Raw genomic sequence first — 19011 nt, 5'->3', positions numbered from 1 at the left:
GATGAGAAGTATCAAATGGCTTCTGGCTATCATGCTTTTGTTATCCGTATTTGCTTCGCCCGCAGCGGCGGAAGAGGACACGCCAGAGGAGGAGGCGCCTGCCGTAAGCCCGGAACCAAGTGCGGTAGAGGAAGAGGCGCCTGCCGTAAGCCCGGAAACGGGTGCGGCGGAGAACGCGGCAGACCGTTTTACGGATTTAAAGGATCTTCCCGCGGATGTTAAGGAGAAGTTCGGCACGCTGATCGAAGCGGGTGTATTCAAAGGGATATCCGACGGCCTGTTCGGATTGGACCTCAACATGACCCGCGCGCAATTCGCAAAAGTGGCGGCCCTTATATTCGCTTTGCCTGTTGACGATAAGCTGGCAATCTCCAGCTTCTCCGATGTCAAAGCGGACGATAAAGCCAATGGGTACGCTCTGCCCTATATTGAAGCCCTCAAAATAGCGGAGCTGACCAACGGCTACGGCTCGGATACCACACGCTACAACCCGTCCGGCAAGGTCAGCCGGCAGGAGCTTGCGGCGTTTCTGATCCGGGGACTCGGCATGGAAGCCGAGGCCAGGGAGGCCGATCCGTCCGATGACGCTACAGTCAGTCCATGGGCGCGAACGTATGCCACATTTGCGCTGGAGAAGAATTTGCTTCCCGCCAGTGACAGCGGCACATTCGAGGGTACATCGCCCGTTACCCGCTATGAACTGGCGTTGGCCGCTTACGAGGCGCGGAATTTGTTCCTTGCAAGCATTCAGGAGGCGGGCAAAGTATCCATTCTGGAAGCGAAGGCTTCCGGTGCCAGGAAGGTAGCCGTCAAGCTCAGCCAGGAGGTCGATACCGAAAAGGCGAAGCTGACCGCATCTGCTGGCGGAGATGAGGTTTCCGGGGAAACCGAGTGGGAGGAAGACAACATGTCCGCGACCATTACGTTGGACGATAAGCTGGCTCACGGGAAATATCAAGTTAAGCTGTCCGGCCTGGACGAAGGAACCGTTGACCGGGCGGAAGCGGAATTCGACGCGGAGGACGAACGGCTGGAAACACTGGCATTTGCCGCTCCTTCCGATATATTGCCGCGCTCCAAGGTGATCGTCGATTTCAAAGCGGCGAACCAATACGGCGAGACATCCGATTGGACGGCCGGCGATTTTGAAATCGAGGCGACCGGAGCGGACGTGAATGCGGTTCAGCTGCCGGGCAAACAGGCTTTTCAGCTGGATGTAAGCCGATTGCCCAAAGGTGCAGGGATCTCGATTATTCTGTTCCGGAAGCCGTTAACGGACACCTCTCTGAAGCCTGTCACCAAAGTCTTCACCGTCGGGGACCTGCCTGTCGTTTCAAAGGTGGAAGCAGGCGATCTTAAGTTTTTTGGAGCGGATACCGCGCTCAAGCCCGGCGGCCGAGCTTATCTGTTATTTGCCGCCTATGATCAGTACGGCTTCCGCGTAACCGATCCCGAGCTTCTGGGCGGAGAAAGAGGCATCGATACGGTGTTCTCGGAACCGGGAATTTTCAACGACAAACCGTCGCTGGACAAGTTTTTCGATTATGACGATGACGGTTATGTCGATCTGTCGCTTGAGGTTTCTCCCGACGTGAAGGTCGACAAGCAAGTAAACCTGATGCTGCTCTCCCGGATCTATGGCGAGCCTGCGTCCGTTACCCTGAAAGTCGTGCTCTCCAAAATACCGGCTTCGGTCGAATTCGATTATTCCGACACTCTGACGATCGGTGACGAAGACGAATATATCCCGATTATCGTCAAGGATGCGGAAGGCAAGGAATTGTCTCCCGAGGATATCGTCAATGCCGAGACAACCGGCCGGCTCCAGGTAACCGGTTCGAATCAGCTGGTGCTGGAGTCCGATCCGTCGACGCGGACCGATTACAGCGTGACGCCCAATGCGGTTCGCCAGACGGCCGTGCAGGCGACCGGCTCCGACAGGGGGAAAATCCGGATTGCCCGCGTCATGAACTATGGACCTGCTTTTATTTCCATTCTATTGCCGTATTCCTCCAAAATGGAGACGTTCAACCTCAATATTGAGCAGGCGAGGGAGAGGACGCCGGCTTCGGTCGAGCTTGACGGAGACAGCAATAATCTGCTCTTTCCCGGTACCGAGCACCAGGTCAAATTCAAGATTCTCGACCAGTACGGAGACCAATTAAATACGACGCTCCCCGATTACAAAGTCGATTACAAGCTGGAGCGGGTCAGCGGTGAGTCCGGCGCGATTACGACCAAGGGCGCTGCCGTTCTGACCGAAGCTGCTCCGGCAATCCGCCGTGAAATCAATGACAGCTCGGGCAAAGGCGTCACCTTCGTTGCAGACCCTCTCAAGATGGGGACCTACCGGCTGAAGGCCTCATTGGTGCGGGTTGACGCCGGCGGAGCGGTTATCGGCACCTTGGCCGCAGCTTCGTCGGTTGCCGAGGTATTCGGCGGCAGCCAGGCGTTAACGTATGAAATGGATCTGGATGACGCATTGTTTGCGGCAGGCAGATATTATTACGAGCATGGGGTGATCAGGAGCGTTACCGATGCCACCTACCTGTTTGAAAATAAAGACGTATTTGCCAGAGAAATCGAAATCAGCGCCAAGGATGAGCTGGGACGCGAGGTGACTCTGCCGTCCAATATCGTCAGAAGCATCGGATCGGCCAATCCCGATATGATCGGAGACGACGATGTGAACCGGATCATCGGCCTGAATGCCGGCAAATCGACAGTCACCGTCATTTTCGATTCGCCGACAGGGGCGAGGACGCTGAGCAAGGAAGTGGAAGTCAAATATGAACGCCCGGCGATCCAGGAAGTGAAGGTGGACAAGTCGGCGAATGTCGTCGACAGCGCGCAGCTGAACGGTCTGCTGCCCTGGAACGCGAATTTGATGAAGAAGATCACGGTCAAGGACCAATTCGGAGACAGCTTCGACAATGACAAACTGGCGCGCTACAACGATATTTTCGGCATTGTCTATTTGATTGGCGACATCCACTTCAGGCCGAATACCGCTCCGGCCATGAAGGATATTCTCTACATCGACGGCGGCGGCCGGATTGTCTACCAGCCAGGCAGCGGCAACCCGATTGACAATAATGTGGAAGACTTCACGCTGACAGCCATTACGCCTGACGGCAAAACGTATTCAACCTTCATATCCGTCCAGTAAGTTAAGGAAAGGCCATCATACCCTTGCCGGCATCCGGCAGGGGTATTTCACATGTGATATAGGGCGAATAGGGACAGAATCGGGGCGAATATCCGCCATGAAAAGCAGGATTCCCCCATAGTTCGAGCAGAATCCACCAATGAAGAGGGAAGCAAGTGATATATACTGATTTTGAAGATATGTACGACATTGTAAAATGTGAAATGGGGGATTCTTCATGAACGCAAGCGGCTTGGACGAGCAATTGGGCGGCGTCAGCAAATCGCTCCGCACGCTTCCCGGGTCTTTATTGCTCGGTTCGACGGGAGCCCGTTTATGGGCCGATTATTTGGAGCCCCGGCCCGGCTTTAGCGGCCGGTTTGATTTTATTCACAAGATCAATATTCCTTTGCTGTACTCCGTATCGGCAGACGCTGCCGACAATTACGAGCCCTGCCGCGCCCGCTGGTATCCGAGCCATATGCGGATGGAATACGAAGGTGTCCGCTTCTCGCTGCAAGAACGGAAATTTATTTCATGGGACGACTGTGCCGTATCCTTTCAGACCTGGACCAACAAGGATACCGAGGAGCTTGTTCTGCGCCTCTCCACGTATGGTGACCTCTTCCATACAACGCCAGAGGGCGGGCTTTACGGCACATTTCATGTACCGCACCTAAGCTTCGATATCGACGCGGCGTTGACACTTAGCGATGCGAAGCTGTTAACCGAGCTCCGGCTGAAGCCGGGAGAGACGAGAACCTTCGCAATCGCGGCCGCCCTCGGCATCCACGGGCAGGATGAGCCCGAGCTGCTCAAGCGGAGGGCTGGCGCCTATGCCCTCGACCGGCCAGTCGAGCAGGCCTTCTCCGATTATATACAGGCTTACAGCCAGTGGTTCGACCGGGCGCCGGCCTTCAGCTGCAGCGATGAGCTGCTGAACAGAACCTGGGCTTACCGCTGGTTTCTGCTCCGTCATAATTTGGCCGAACCCAAGTACGGGAATCTGCAATCCCCGTTGTTCTATGAAGGCAGATCCCACAAGAAAAGCAAATCCCCATTCAGCAAAGGGGGCTGGGAATTCTGCAAGCTAATCAATTTATCCGTCCCCTTGCACGTGATGGATGCCCGCTGGTACCACGACTCCACTTACAGTGAAGGCCCCTTCAATAATATGAAGGAAAATCCGAACGAGGACGGGATGTTCTGTTGTATGACCGTCGACACCGTCATGCACGCCTTTGCCAATTTCTCCTGCTGGGCCGCCTATCAGCTCTATCTGGTGCACCGGAACCGGGAGGCCATGGCGGCGCTGCTGCCGTCCCTGAAGGCGCAGCTGCCGGCCTGGAGCCGGGCGCACGGGAATGACCGCGACGAATTGATGATTGAATACCGCCACACCAGGACGGGAAAAGAATATCAGCCGAGCTACTGGTACTTCCACCAATTCCCGAGAAACCCCAAGGATCCGGCAACCTATACGCATGTGAAGAGAGTGGACCGGACGGTATACCATTATTTGAATACGCTTGCGGTAGCCAGGCTGTGCGAAGAGCTTGAGGACCCCGAAGCGGAGGAATTCCATAGGCGGGCAGAGGCGATCAAAAGCGATATTCTGTTAAAAATGTGGGATGAAGAGAGCGCTTTCTTCTACGACCTTCATCACGAAACCGACGAGAAGGCGCTGGTCAAAAATATCGTCGGCTTCTATCCGGCATGGGCGCAAATCATAGACACTGATCATGACGCGCTGATCGGTCATTTGTTCGAGCGGGGCGAGTTCGATACGGGCTGCCCGTTTCCGTCCGTATCCGCCGATTGCCCGGCCTATTCGAAGGACGGCGGCTGGATGGGCCATTTTGTCAAAGGCCGCAACGGCTGCGTATGGGACGGGCCGACATGGCCGTATACCAATTCCATCGTCCTTGATGCGCTGGCGAAGGAGAGCAAACGGCGCGATCACCTGTTTGACCGCCAGTTCGCCCATTATTTGCGCGAATATTCATTCCTGCATTTCTTCAACCGGGACTTGAGCCAGCCCGGGCTTGTCGAGCATTACAACAGTGCCACCGGCGAGCCGCTCAGCGACGAGCAGGAATACAATCATTCCTTTTATATTGATCTGCTGATCACGCATGTGGCCGGATTGTCCGTAGAGAGCGACCGGCTCGTTCTGGATCCAATCGATACGGGGCTGGATTATTTCTGTCTGGAGCGGGTCCGGGCCGCAGGGGCGGAAATCCGGATTACGTACCGTAAGCCCGGAAGCGCGCCGGATGCGGCAGATATCGAAGAAGGATACCGTTTGTTTGTTAATGGCAAGCTTGTTTTCTCAAGCGGCCGGCTTAGCCGGTTCGAACTGCCTTTACGGGAAATCCGATCGTAAGCGAAAAGGGGCGAGCAAGGTGAATGGAAGAGTGAAGGAGCTCAGGGGCGAACGGTTCTTTGACCTCGACATCGATATATTCGTGAACCGTCAACAGGAGTCGTTCTCCCTCTGCCAGCACACGCATGATTTTGTCGAGATCTGCATCGTCGGAGAAGGATGCGGCTTCCATTATATTGAGGATCAAGTGCTGCCCGTCAAGCAGGGGGATTTGTTTCTAATCCCGATTGGCACCTCCCATGTATTCCGTCCATCCTCTCCGGAGCGCGACAAAGTGCTCGTCGTGTATAACTGTATTTTCCGCAATAGAGCGATTGAGAACTGGAGGCATTATTTCGCCGAGGATTCAGAGATGCTCCGCATGATCTATTACCCCCATGAGCGCAAGGGAAGATGGCTGCAGTTCCACGACAAGCACAATACGCTGCAGGGCATGTTCCATAATATGCACTGGGAGTATTTGAAACGGAACCAGGGCTGTGAAATCATATTGACCACCTCGCTCATCCAGATGCTGATGCTGCTGCAGCGTCTGGAGATGGAGCGGGATTTCACGCCTTCTCCGAGCAACAAGCTTGAGGATGTCCTGCATTATATCAAGAATAATTACTCCAAGAATATTACAGCCCAGCATGTTGCGGACCATTTCTATATGAGCGTGAGCCATTTTCAGCGGCTGTTCAAAAAGTCGACGGAGCTGACGTTCATCCAGTATTTGCAGAATATCCGGATTCAGAAATGCTGCGATCTGCTGGAATCCACCGATATCTCCATTCACGAAACGGCCAATCTGGTCGGATATCTGGATATGAAGTTTTTCCATGCGTTGTTCCGTAAAAAAACCGGGGTTACGCCGAGGCAGTACCGGCAGAACTACCAGGAACCGAAAATCGATTAACATCCCTTGCAAAGCGCGATTCACCTATAGAATGGGCAAGCATCGCCTATAATTCGCGCAGGCGGCCCATATATAATGAGAACACATAATGATAGTTTTGAAACCGTTCTCATTACCGGGCTGCATTCCTATATAGGGCGGATGGGTACGAAGCAAGAAAAAACGGAGGTGTGCGAGCAGTGGGCTGCATTGTGCTGAACCATGTGGAGAAACGCTACGGCAAGGACAAATTATATGCCGTAAAGGATTTTAATCTGGAGATCAAGGACGGGGAATTTCTCGTTATGGTCGGTCCGTCTGGATGCGGGAAGTCGACGACATTAAGAATGATCGCGGGACTTGAGGACATATCCTCGGGCGAAATCTTTATCGGGGACAGGCTGGTCAATCATTTGCCGTCAAAGGATCGCGATATTGCGATGGTGTTCCAGAACTATGCGCTGTATCCGAATATGAATGTTTATGAGAATATCGCGTTCAGTCTGCGCATGCGCAAGCTGCCCAAGCATGAGATCGATCTGGCGGTCAAGAAAGCGGCGCGTACGCTTGAAATCGAAAATTTTCTCGGGCGCAAGCCGAAGGAGCTGTCCGGCGGCCAACGCCAGCGCGTCGCGCTTGGCCGGGCGATTGTGCGCAGCCCGCAGGTGTTCCTGATGGATGAGCCGCTCTCCAATCTCGATGCGAAGCTGAGGGTGCAGATGCGGACCGAGCTGATCAAGCTGCATAAGCAGCTTGGCGTCACGACGGTATATGTGACGCATGATCAGGTCGAAGCGATGACAATGGGCAGCCGTATCGTCGTGATGAAGGACGGCATCGTTCAGCAGGTCGATACGCCGCAAAATATTTACTTAAATCCGGCAAATATGTTCGTGGCCGGATTCATGGGCAGCCCTCCGATCAACTTCATCGAAGGGAAGCTGCTTGAGGGTCCGGAAGGCCAGCTGGAATTTCATACGAAGCAGTATGCGCTCGCCATCCCGGAAAGCCAGTCGAACAGGCTGATCGAGAAGCGAAAAGTCAACCGGGTCGTCACGATCGGCATCCGCAGCGAGCATGTGCATCTGGACCCGGCCTACCGCGATGCGCACCCGCGCTCGCAAATTCCAGGCAGCCATAAAATCAGCGAGTTTATGGGAGCTGATCTCTTTTTGTATGCGGATATCGGGGCATCCAATCTGTTCATCGCACGCGCTGATCTCGATCAGACCTATGATGATAACGAGAAAGTAACGCTTACTCTGGATCTGCGGAAAGCGCTTTATTTCGATACCGATACAGGTGAAAATTTAATGCAGTAACGATTAGCATGTGGAGGGATGCAAGTTGAAAACGTTGTTGCGTTTTCGGGCAGGGATCGTGATCATGCTGTTCCTGCTTCTGTTATTCGGCACAGCCATTGACGGTTACGCCGGATCGCCGGATCTGTCCGGCGAGAACACCGCCGCTTCCGGCGATCCGGATGCGGAGTCTCCGGAACCGGACATTGCCCGGTCCGATGCCGGAGCCAACCCTGTTTCTGGGGATATCGGCTCAGCGCTTGCGGCGGCGGATGCCCCGGAGCCGTATTATATCGAACTGCTGGAGCAGTGGAAGCAGAAGGGAATCGTTGCCGGGCAGAGCGGAACGATTGCCATACCGGGTACCGATTATTCGGGACAATCGGAGCAGGCGAAAGTTGCAGCAGGCTCCTTCGAGAACAAGGACGATGTTCTCATCTGGAGCGCCGTGTCCGACGAATGGATCGAATATGAGGTAGACATTGCGCAGGATGGGCTGTATGCGATCGATGTATCCTACCATCCGTTCATCGGTGAAAAATACCGCAAGCCGATTACGCTTGGCCTGACCTTCGATCATGTCAGCCCTTATCTGGAGTCAAGGTCCGTGCAGCTCTACCGGCAATGGCAGGACCAGATGCCGGCGAAAAAGGATGACTACGGCGATGAAATCCGTCCGCCGTCGATCGATGTCAGCGGGTGGAAGACAGAGCCGTTGAGGGATTCGGGAGGCTCCTACGAAAGCCCGCTGCTGTGGCATTTGTCCGCGGGGAAGCATATTATGCGGCTCTCGGGCAGCGATCCGGTGGCAATCGAGAAGATTGAGCTGCATGCGCCGCTCAAAATTGAAGATTACAAGACGGTCAGAAGCAAACAGCCCGAGAATCCGGCATCGCCCTCCGGCGATCCCATTGTCATAGAAGCGGAACAGGCGTCCTCGAAGAACGACTCCTCCATTCCGCTCGCCTACGACAACAATATTTCGTCCACTCCTTACGAGAGAGGCAAGATGGTCTATAACGTTATCAACGGAGAGCGCTGGTCGACAGGCAATCAGGAGATTACGTGGACCTTCGATGTTCCGGAAAGCGGCATGTACAAAATCGCCATGCGCGCCCAGCAGTCCTATTCGTCGAACCGCTCCACGTTCAGGACCATCTCCGTTAACGGACAGGTGCCGTTCTCGGAGCTTGCGGCTTACCGGTTCCCTTATGCGACCGGCTGGCAGGGCATTACGCTTGAGGACGAGGAGGGAGCGCCGTTTGAATTTGCGCTGAACAAAGGTACGAATACGCTGACGATGCGTGTGACACAAGCTCCGCTCAAGCCGCTTCTGGTCGAGCTGGAGAATATCATATCCGATATGAAGGAACGGGGATTGGATATCCAGGCGCTGACCGGCGGCACTGTGGACGCGAACCGGACCTGGAATGTCGAACGCGACCTGCCAGGGTTTGTCGGCCAATTCGGGGAGCTGTACGACCGTCTTGCCGGAGTCCAGCAGAGCCTTGTGGCCGTAAACGGCCGTTCCGATGCGGTAACGCAGGGGATCGTCACGGTCGTGAAGGATTTGAAGGAGCTTCTGGACAATATCAATCGTGTTCCTTACGAAGCGGATAAGCTGGTGAATATGGAGGGCAAGCTAGCCGATTATCTGCAGCAGCTCAATGCTCAGCCGCTCCAGCTCGACCGGATCTATGTTGTGCCGTCAGGCAAGAAGATCCCGAGAATGACCTCGACCTTCTTCCAGGAGCTCAAAGGTTCCATTTCCGATTTTCTGTATACGTTCAAGCCCAAATCGGAGCTGAGCAGCGTGGACGACGGAGTGCTGAACGTCTGGGTGCAGCGGGGAAGGGACTATGTCAATCTGATTCAGCAGCTGACCGATGAAATGTTTACGGCGGAGACCGGAATCAAGGTGAAGGTTAACCTGCTTCCCGATTCCGATCTGCTTGTCCTGATGAACGCCGCCGGAATCGCGCCCGACGTGGCGCTCGGATTGTCGCAGGATCTGCCGTTCGAATACGCCCTTCGGGGCGGATTGTACAATCTTGCCCAATTTCCGGACTTCAATCAGCTTTATGAGCGTTTTGCTCCGGGTACGTGGATACCGTTCTATTACAACCGAGGTTATTACGGCGTCCCGGAAACGCAAACCTTCGAAATGCTCTATTACCGCAAGGATATTCTGGACCGGCTGGGGCTGAAGGTTCCCGGCACATGGGAGGAAGTTTACAAGATGCTGCCTACGCTGCAGCAAAACAACATGAATATGCCTCCGGTGCCTTATACCCCGTTCTTCTACCAGAACGGCGCCGAATTCTTCACGCCGGACGGATTGAAGACGGCTTTATCGTCGCAGAAGGGATTCCAGGGCTTCAAGGAATGGACGGATTTGTACAACGTCCATGCCGCGGACCAGTCGCTGGCCAGCTTCTTCCAGGGCTTCCGCAGCGGAACGGTGCCTATGGGGATTTCCGATATTACCACCTATATTCAATTGATGGTGGCAGCACCGGAATTGAATGGCCTCTGGGGAATAGCGCCGGTTCCGGGCGTCAAGCAGGAGGATGGCACCATCACCCGCTGGATGAGCGGGGGCGTGCAGAGCGGCGTTATTTTCAAAAACTCGAAAAAGGCCGAGGAAGGCTGGGAATTCCTGAAATGGTGGACCTCTGCCGCCGTTCAGGAGCGGTTCGGGAACGATATCGAAACGCTCAACGGCGTGACCTTCCGGTGGAATACTTCCAATATCGAAGCCTTTATGTCGCTGCCCTGGAAGCCGGAGGATGTCGACAGCATTCTGGAGCAGTGGAGATGGTTCAAGGAGGTGCCGAATGTGCCCGGTTCCTATTATTTGGCCCGTGAGCTTCAGAACGCATGGAACCGGACGGTGCTGGACGGGATCAACTCCCGCAGCTCGCTGGAGACGGCGATCAAGGAGATCGAGCGGGAAATGACGCGGAAGCTTGCGGAGTTCAAGTTCATCGACGGCAGCGGCAAGGCCGTCCATTCCTTGAACTTGCCGGCCGTGACAGAGCCGTGGAAAGGAGTGGAGCCGTATGTTAAAGGCGGAAGCAAGTAAGGCGGGGCTCTCTCAGACTGCCGTTCAGGAAATGGTGCGGAAGAACAAGACGTTCTTCGCCACCGTGTGGTCCTACCGCGTCTCCTATTTGTTCATTGCGCCGTTCATGATCTGCTTCACCGTATTTATCATGATTCCGGTCGCGGCAGCCTTCGGGCTCAGCTTTACGTATTTCAACTCCCTGGAGCCTCCCCGGTTTGTCGGGTGGGACAATTTCCGCTATATGATTTCGCAGGATTTGCTCTTTATCAAATATGCGCTGCCCAATACGTTCAAGTTCTCTGTGATCGTCGGACCGGGGGGCTATATAGCCGCCTTTATGCTTGCCTGGCTGATCTCGATCCTGCCGGGCAGATCCCGTAAATGGTTTGCGCTGGCGATGTACTCCCCGTCTCTGACGGGGGGCGTCGCCATGGCGATCGTCTGGCAGCCGATGCTGACCGGGGACCGCATCGGATACCTGAACAGCTTCCTGCTCAAGCTCGGGCTGATCGGCGAGCCGCAGCTGTGGGTGACGAGCAAGGAATATCTGATGACCTCGATGATCGGCGTGACGCTGTGGTCCAGCATGGGGATCGGATTTCTCGCTATGCTGGCCGGGATCCTGAATGTGAATGCCGAGCTGTACGAGGCAGGGAAGCTGGATGGAATTAAAAGCCGTCTGGAGGAAATATGGTACATTACGATTCCTTCCATGAAGCCGCAAATGCTGTTCGGCGCGGTCATGGCCATTGTCGGCACATTCAAGGCCGGCGGAATCGGCACACAGCTGTCCGGCATGAATCCGACGCCGGAGTATTCGGGGCATTTGATCGTCAACCACATTAACGATTACGGGTTCATCCGCATGGAGCTTGGGTACGCCACGGCGTTATCCGTCTTTCTTCTGTTCATGATGTACCTGGCCAACAAATTTTGCTGGAGATTGTTCGGCACCAAGGAGGATGAATGATGAAACAAGCTGCGGCCTGGAATTTGCGGCTGTGGAAGAGACGCCCGAAGCATTTTCGCCTGAGTCCGACGGAGAAAATTTCGGCGTTCCTTCTTGTCCTTCTCAGCATTTTCATGCTGATGCCGCTCGTCTATATTTTCAATAATGCCCTAAAGCCCTATCAGGAGCTGTTCATCTATCCGCCAACGCTGTGGGTGCGCAACCCTTCGTTTCAAAACTTCATCGAGCTGTGGGCGATTACGAAAAATTCGGCTATCCCGATGTCGCGATATATCTTCAACAGCGTATTTGTAGCTGTGCTTACGGTTATTCTCGTCACAGGCGTCAGCGCCATGTGCGCTTATCCGATTTCCAAGCATAAATTTCCGGGACATAAGATTGTCTTCGGCGCCATTCTGCTCACCCTCCTGTTCGCACCGGAAACCGTGGCCATTCCGCGCTATCTGGTTGTCAGCAAACTGGGGATCATGAACACTTATTTCGGCCATCTGCTGCCGATGGTGGCGGTGCCGGTCGGCGTCTTCCTCATGAAGCAGTTCATCGACCAGCTCCCGAACGAGCTGCTCGATTCGGCCAAGATGGACGGGGCCAGGGAGTTTACCATCTTCCTGAGAATCGTCATTCCGATCTGCATGCCGGCAGTCGCGACAATCAGCATCATCGCTTTCCAGGACGCCTGGGGAAATACGGAGACGTCCAGCCTCTTCATGCAGGACGAGACGATGAAGACCTTTCCTTTCTTTATTTCGACGCTGACCTCCAACATGGCCAACAATGTGGCCAGACAGGGAGCGGCGACAGCGGCGGCGCTGATCATGTTCCTGCCGAATTTGATTATATTCCTGCTCTTCCAGAGCAAGGTTATTGCCACCATGGCTCATTCGGGCATCAAGTGACAAGAAGTATACGGAGGTCTAAAGCATGAATAACAAACGCGGCAGGCTGTGGTCGGCCCTTATACTGATCATGCTGAGCGCCGCATTATTGCCGGCAACGGCTTACGCCAATGTGAAATATGACACGTTCACGAAGAACAGCGCAGGAAACCTGGTCTGGCTGCAGCCAGCCTACATCCCGATCGATGTGATCGGAGAAGATCTGTATCTTGCCGATCCGCAGGACCCGTCCGTCATGATGGTATCGTCCATGCAGCATCCCAAGGACATTTATATCGATTCAGGCGATCAAATCTTTATTGCCGACACGGGCAACAACCGGATCGTCCATCTGGACAGGGACGGAAAGCTTATCCGCTACATCACAGTTCCGGAGAGCCCGCTGAACAAGCCCGAAGGGGTGTTTGTGACCGAGGCTGGCGACATATTCATTGCCGATACGGGCAACCGCAGAATCGTCAAGCTGGACAAAAACGGGAAGATGATCCAGGAGATCGCCAAGCCTTCTTCGCCCTTTATCTCCGACACCTTCGTATTCACTCCCGTGAAGCTGATCGTCGATGAACGCGGTTTTCTGTACGTCGCTTCGCAGGGCAGCTACGAAGGGCTGCTGGTGTTGGACCCAGACGGCAGTCTGCAGGGATATTTCGGAACGAACCAGACCGTGCTGTCTGCCCTGGATGCCTTGAAGCGATGGCTGTATACCGAGGAAATGTATGCGAGAGAAGTGCAGAAAAGGCCTGAAACGATCAACAGTCTGGCCACCGACGGCAGCGGATTCATCTATACCGTCACCGGAGGCGCAATTTCGGGCAATCAATTGAAAAAGCTGAATTCGCGCGGGGATAATATGCTTCGCAGCTCCCAGGGCTCGTTCGGAGAATTCCGTGCGGCTGATACGCGGGATTTGGCGCCGACCGCTCTGAAGACGCCTCAGCTGATTGACGTGGCTGTGGACAGCGACGGAAATATTGCCGTGGTCGATCAGCAATTCAAGTATATCAGCCACTACGACAGCAACGGGAACCTGCTTTATTTCTGGGGCGGGCCGTCATCGGCGGGAACCTCCCAGATCGGGCTCATGAAGAGTCCGGCAGCGCTCGACTTCAACTCCAGGAACGAGCTGTATGTGCTGGATGACCAGGAAAATATTATTCAGAAATTCCGGATGTCGGAATTTGGCAGCAAGGTCATTCAAGCGAACAAGCTGACCTTGTCCGGCTTCTATACGGAGAGCGAGCAGCTGTGGAGGGAAGTGCTGCGGATGAATGCCGAATTTCCTCCGGCAATCGAAGGCCTGGCGCAGGCAGCCTTCAAGAAGGAGCAGTATGTTGAAGCGGGAAAATTATTCAAGGCAGTCGGCAACCAGGAAGGATATTCCGAGTCGTTCTGGCAAACGCGCCTGCAGTGGTTTCAGAAAAACTTCTCGTGGATTGCCAGCGTCATCCTGATCGGCTTCCTGCTGATGGTTGGGCTGGAAAAATGGCCGGTAACGAGAAGGCTGCGGGCGAAGTGGCGCAGCCGGGAACGCTCGCGCAATCCGCTCATTACGCATTTCAAGCATGCCTTCTATATCCTGCGCCATCCGGTCGACGGCTTTACCGCCATCCGCTATGAGGGCAAGGGCACCTATTGGAGCGCCGCCATTCTCATTGCCGGCACCTATTCGGCGCTGCTGATCCGCGAATACGTGACCAGCTTCTCGTTTCAACTCACGGCTTTCGTCAATGTCTATACGGTGTTCACCCAATTCTTCATCGTATGGATCACCTGGGTCATCGCCAATTACCTGGTCAGCTCGATCTACCGGGGCGAAGGCCGGTTCAGAGATATTTTTATCGGCAGCGCTTATGCGCTCGTCCCCTACATTCTGATCGGCATTCCGCTCGCTTTCCTGTCGAATGCGATGACCTTATCCGAATCGTCCATTTATCATTTCATCTCCCAGGGTCTGGTCATCTGGATCGGTCTGCTCATGTTCTGGAATACGCAGTGGATCCACAATTACAGCGTGGGGGAAACGCTGATCAATATTTTCCTGACGCTCGTTACGATGATTGTAATCGGCATTCTGCTCTTCATTACGCTTGGCTTGACAAGCGATTTTATATCATTCCTTTATGAAATTTATCAGGAGGTGTCGCTAAGATGATGGGGCTTAAAGCGCTGTCGGGCAAGCGGAGCTTGTTCGCCATCCTCATTGCCGTCCTTATTGCGGCCTTCATCCTGTACGCTTCGGCCCGCGTCAAGATCGAATGGGGGCTGGCTGCGCCAACCGTGGCGGTGCCGACGGATACGGCGGCGGGAACCGCTCAAGCCAAGCCGTCCGTATTGCCAGAGCAGGACGGGTTCGAGCTGGCGGCGGAGACGGATGTTTTACGGCTTAAGATGAACCGGGCTACCGGACATTTTATTGTGGAGGACAAGCGAAGCAATGAAGAGTACTACTCGTACCCCGATCCGGAATATTGGTCGGAGGAGAAGGTGTCGAGCACGTGGAAGCAGCATTTGTCTTCACCTTTCATGCTTCAATATGCGGACTTCTCGGAGCCGATCGTAAATCCGAAGGATATGAGCTTCTCGCCGGGAATCGACCGGATTGATAATCTCGAGTTGATTCCCGGAGGATTCCAGCTCACGTATGTGCTGCCTGAGGCGGGTTTTGCGATTCCGGTGCAGGTCACGATTGAAGGCGATTACGTCCAGACGAAGATTGTAAGGGAGGGCATTAAAGAAGACCGCCTGGGTCTCATCTGGATCCGGCTGTTCCCCTTCTTCGGCGCAGTCCATACGGACGGCCGGGAGGGCTATATGCTCATTCCCGACGGAACGGGGGCTCTAATCAAATTCAAAGACAATACGTTGAACGTCAATAAGGTCTATGACGAGAGCGTGTACGGGGCGGATATGGTCTATAACGGACTGGACAACAACCGGAATCCGGTCGCCATGCCCGTCTTCGGAATGAAATCGGATGACAAGGGGTTCGTCGCCGTCCTTCACGAGGGCGAAGAATATGCCAATATCGTGGCGTCGCCGGCCGGGGTGTTCAGCGGCTATAACTGGATCGCCCCGCAGATGAATTACCGGTCCAGCTTCCTGCAATATACCAGGAGGAACAATGCCGAGGATCCGGGCTTTGTCGATTTCAACAAGGACGAGCTGTTTGGAAGCGACCGCGTAGTCCGGTATTACATCCTCGGCAAGGGCAGCACGGATTATGTCGGCATGGCCGCAAGATACCGCCAGTATTTAATGGAAGAGAAGGGACTTGCGAAGACGGAGGCCGGGAAGTCAGGCGTACCGCTCCATGTTACCGTTATCGGCGGGGACCAGGAGAAGGGAACCTTGACCAACCGCTATATTAAAGGAACCACCACGCTCGAAGCGGAGCAGATGCTTAAGTCTCTGCATGACAAAGGGATCGGAAATATGTCCGTCACGTATTCGGGATGGCAGACGGGCGGCTACAGCGAATTTGGACGGACGCTGCCGGTCGATCCGGCCATCGGCGGCGACGACGGGATGAAGAAGTTTGTCGACTACGCCCACAGCCTTGGGGCTCCGGTATTCCTGGACACCGAATATGGCTTGAACAATACAGGCGCGGGAGGCTTCGAGAAGAAATTCGCGGGCGTGGCGAATCTTGCCGGCCAGAATATCGATGTCCGCATGCTCTACAACACCGACAGCATATCTGCCGTCAGCGACAAATTCGCCATGAAATCCATGAACGATGATCTGGCGGATTACAAGAAGCTGGGTGTAGACGGCCTTGTCGTCAACAGGATCGGAAGTGAGCTGTACAGCGACTACAACACCCAATATGGCTCATCCCGGGACGATGCGAGGGACGTGCAGACCGATATTTTGAAGTCCATTCAAGAGAATTTGGGCGGTGTTGAGGGAGTCAGCTCGAATTTCTACGCATTGCCTTACGTGCATCATATTCAGAACATGGTCTCGGATTATTCCTATGATCTGTTCTCCGATGAGGCGGTTCCTTTCGCTCAAATTGCGACGCATGGCCTGATTACCTATTCATTCGATTATTCGAATAACCGCGACGAGAATATCAACGGCTTTCTGCGCGAAATCGAATACGGCTCCGTTCCCTCTTATGTGTTCACCCATGCGGAAACAAGCGATTTTCTGAATGCGTACGGCATCCGTTTCTACAGCACGAAGTTTTCCGACTGGGCATCGGTCGCGGCGGAGGAATACAAGCGGTTCAACGAAGCGCTGGGAGATGTGCAGAACCTCTTCATCGTAGGCCACAGATCGCTTGCGCCGAACGTGAAGGAAACAACCTACGAGAACGGCAAGCGGATTATCGTCAATTATAATACGGAGCCGTTCCGCAGCGGAAATGTGGACGTCCCGGCGCAAAACTTCATTGTCATGGAAGGAGGCGCGGCAGGCCGATGAACCGGAGAATCAAGCTTAAGGCGACATTGATGGAATATGTGGACGGCACGATATTTATAGCCCCCTGGTTTATCGGGTTCCTGTTGTTTATGGCCTTTCCCCTGGGCTTCTCCCTGTATATGAGCTTCCGCAAGGTGATGGTGGTGGCGACAGGGATCACAAGCTCCAGCGTAGGCCTGAAAAATTACAAAACGATACTGCTGGAGGACGGCAGTCTCCTGTATAACGATTTGATCCCTTTCCTGCAGAAAACCTTGTTCATGGTGCCCATCATCGTTATTTTTGCACTGCTGATCGCGATTATGCTGAACCAGAAATTCGCCGGACGCTCGCTGTTCCGGGCCATTTTCTTTCTTCCTGTCATTCTGTCGACGGGGCAGGTCGTCAGCGAGCTCCTGACGCAGGGCGAGGGCGGTCTCGGCTTTATGTCCAAATACAATGTTTCGGGTCTGATCAGCGGGAACCTGTCTTCCACCTGGTCGACTCCGCTCTTGTGGATACTCAGCTCGTTCGTGCTGATTTTGTGGTATTCCGGGGTCCAGATTCTGATTTTTCTGGGCGGCCGGCAGACCATCTCCAATTCGGCCTACGAAGCGGCACGCATCGACGGGGCCGGTCCCTGGGCGACATTCTGGAAAATTACGCTTCCGGCCATGACGCCGTTTATTTTCCTGAACATGATCTATACGGTCGTCGATCTGTTCACTTTTCCCACCAACCCGATCATCATGCAGGTCCGAGACAGCGAATACGGGCAGTACAGTGCGCTGATCTGGATTTACTTCATTATTATCAGCTTCTTTCTGGCTATTATTTTCCTGTTCTTCAGCAGAGCAACCAGGTCGCAGCGGCGGTCCGTATAAACATGCCTGCAAAAAAACGAATTGAAGAGGTGAGACAAGATGGAGAAAATATTGGCCAAAATCGCTCTGCGAACAAAACGCCCGGACGCTTCCTCCTTCCTGAACCGGCTGACCAGGATCCGTTATTTGATTTTCGGCAGAGAAGCGGATAAAGGTCTGATTTACAAAGCGTTTATTTATCTCATTCTGATCGACGCTGCCTATATCTACTTGAAGCCCGTCCTGCACATGGTGACAACGATGGTCAAGAACGGGTCGGATCTGCTGGATCCCTCGGTGAACTGGATACCCAATGCCATCTACCTTGGCAATTTGCAGGAGGCGTGGACGTGGCTGAAATATCCGCAGGCGCTGGGCTTGAGCATGCTGCTATCCTGCTCCGTGGCGCTGCTGCAGACCTGCTCCTGCGCGGTCGCGGGTTATGCCTTTGCCAGGCTTAAAGTGCCTTTCAAATCGGTCTTGTTCTTCTTTCTGCTGCTGACGTTCATCGTTCCCCTCCAGCTGACGGTCCTGCCCAATCTGGTTTTTGCCAGAGTGACGGGGGTCCTGGACACGATCATTCCGATTATCGTTCCCGCGATTTTCGGACTGGGGCTTAAGGGAGCGCTGTTTGTCATCATCTACCGGCAGTTCTTCTCCACCCAGCCCAAGGAGCTGGAGGAAGCGGCGAGAATCGACGGGGCAAACGTATACAAGGTATTCCTCAGGGTCATGCTGCCCTTGGCCAAGCCGGCCATTCTCGTCGTATTCCTGTTCTCCTTCGTCTGGACGTGGAATGACTTCTACCTGCCGAGCATGTATCTGTCCAATGTGGAGACGCCGCCCCTGTCCCTGGGGATTTCGCGCATCGCTACCATGCTCCGGGATCAGGCTGAGCTCAGCGGGCCTTCGATCTTCACCGAACCGATCAGCATGGCGACGACGTTCCTGATGATCCTGCCGCCGATCGTGCTGTATATGTTCGCACAGCGCTGGTTCATTGAAGGCGTTGAGAGAACGGGACTTGTGGAATAAGCCATAGTTGAGAAATATCGCCTATAAAGGTGAAATAATCCGCCTACAAGCAGGAAGCGCT

At 54.3% G+C, this 19011-nt stretch carries 11 protein-coding genes; all 11 read left to right on the top strand.

Going from position 1 to position 19011, the window contains the following annotated elements; all coding sequences use genetic code 11:
• Nucleotide 1: 1 nt before the first annotated feature.
• The 11 genes from AC0YOA_RS00795 (at nucleotide 2) to AC0YOA_RS00745 (ending at nucleotide 18950) form a co-directional block, all read left to right on the top strand.
• Nucleotides 2-3169, top strand: a complete 3168-nt coding sequence (locus tag AC0YOA_RS00795) for an S-layer homology domain-containing protein (protein WP_475784981.1) — start codon at nucleotides 2-4, stop codon at nucleotides 3167-3169.
• A 217-nt stretch (nucleotides 3170-3386) separates the two neighbouring features.
• Complete coding sequence (locus tag AC0YOA_RS00790; RefSeq protein WP_475784980.1) at nucleotides 3387-5534, top strand: MGH1-like glycoside hydrolase domain-containing protein; 2148 nt, start codon at nucleotides 3387-3389, stop codon at nucleotides 5532-5534.
• Between the two features lie 19 nt (nucleotides 5535-5553).
• Nucleotides 5554-6432, top strand: a complete 879-nt coding sequence (locus AC0YOA_RS00785) for a helix-turn-helix domain-containing protein (protein ID WP_475784979.1) — start codon at nucleotides 5554-5556, stop codon at nucleotides 6430-6432.
• A gap of 179 nt (nucleotides 6433-6611) precedes the next feature.
• Nucleotides 6612-7733 (top strand): ABC transporter ATP-binding protein, encoded by a 1122-nt coding sequence (locus tag AC0YOA_RS00780; protein WP_475784978.1) that lies wholly within the window; start codon nucleotides 6612-6614, stop codon nucleotides 7731-7733.
• A gap of 25 nt (nucleotides 7734-7758) precedes the next feature.
• Complete coding sequence (locus AC0YOA_RS00775; RefSeq protein WP_475784977.1) at nucleotides 7759-10797, top strand: extracellular solute-binding protein; 3039 nt, start codon at nucleotides 7759-7761, stop codon at nucleotides 10795-10797.
• Between the two features lie 31 nt (nucleotides 10798-10828).
• Nucleotides 10829-11749, top strand: coding sequence for a carbohydrate ABC transporter permease (locus AC0YOA_RS00770; RefSeq protein WP_475767318.1), 921 nt, complete (start codon nucleotides 10829-10831; stop codon nucleotides 11747-11749).
• A complete protein-coding gene (locus tag AC0YOA_RS00765; RefSeq protein ID WP_475784976.1) occupies nucleotides 11746-12645 on the top strand; it encodes a carbohydrate ABC transporter permease in 900 nt (299 codons plus the stop codon). Before AC0YOA_RS00770 ends, AC0YOA_RS00765 begins: the two co-directional genes overlap by 4 nt.
• 25 nt (nucleotides 12646-12670) lie before the next feature.
• The gene (locus AC0YOA_RS00760; protein WP_475784975.1) at nucleotides 12671-14797 is read left to right on the top strand and encodes a YIP1 family protein; all 2127 of its coding nucleotides are present in this window, start codon (nucleotides 12671-12673) and stop codon (nucleotides 14795-14797) included.
• Nucleotides 14794-17073 (top strand): DUF5696 domain-containing protein, encoded by a 2280-nt coding sequence (locus AC0YOA_RS00755; RefSeq protein ID WP_475784974.1) that lies wholly within the window; start codon nucleotides 14794-14796, stop codon nucleotides 17071-17073. Before AC0YOA_RS00760 ends, AC0YOA_RS00755 begins: the two co-directional genes overlap by 4 nt.
• Nucleotides 17070-17936, top strand: coding sequence for a carbohydrate ABC transporter permease (locus AC0YOA_RS00750; protein ID WP_210045962.1), 867 nt, complete (start codon nucleotides 17070-17072; stop codon nucleotides 17934-17936). Before AC0YOA_RS00755 ends, AC0YOA_RS00750 begins: the two co-directional genes overlap by 4 nt.
• 39 nt (nucleotides 17937-17975) lie before the next feature.
• Entirely contained in the window at nucleotides 17976-18950 is a 975-nt protein-coding gene (locus AC0YOA_RS00745; protein ID WP_210045961.1) for a carbohydrate ABC transporter permease, read from the top strand.
• Nucleotides 18951-19011: the final 61 nt, after the last annotated feature.

It is taken from the genome of Paenibacillus sp. JT22N12 (assembly GCF_056269365.1).
Note: the sequence above shows the minus strand (reverse complement) of the source record. Positions and strands in the feature narration are given on the sequence as shown.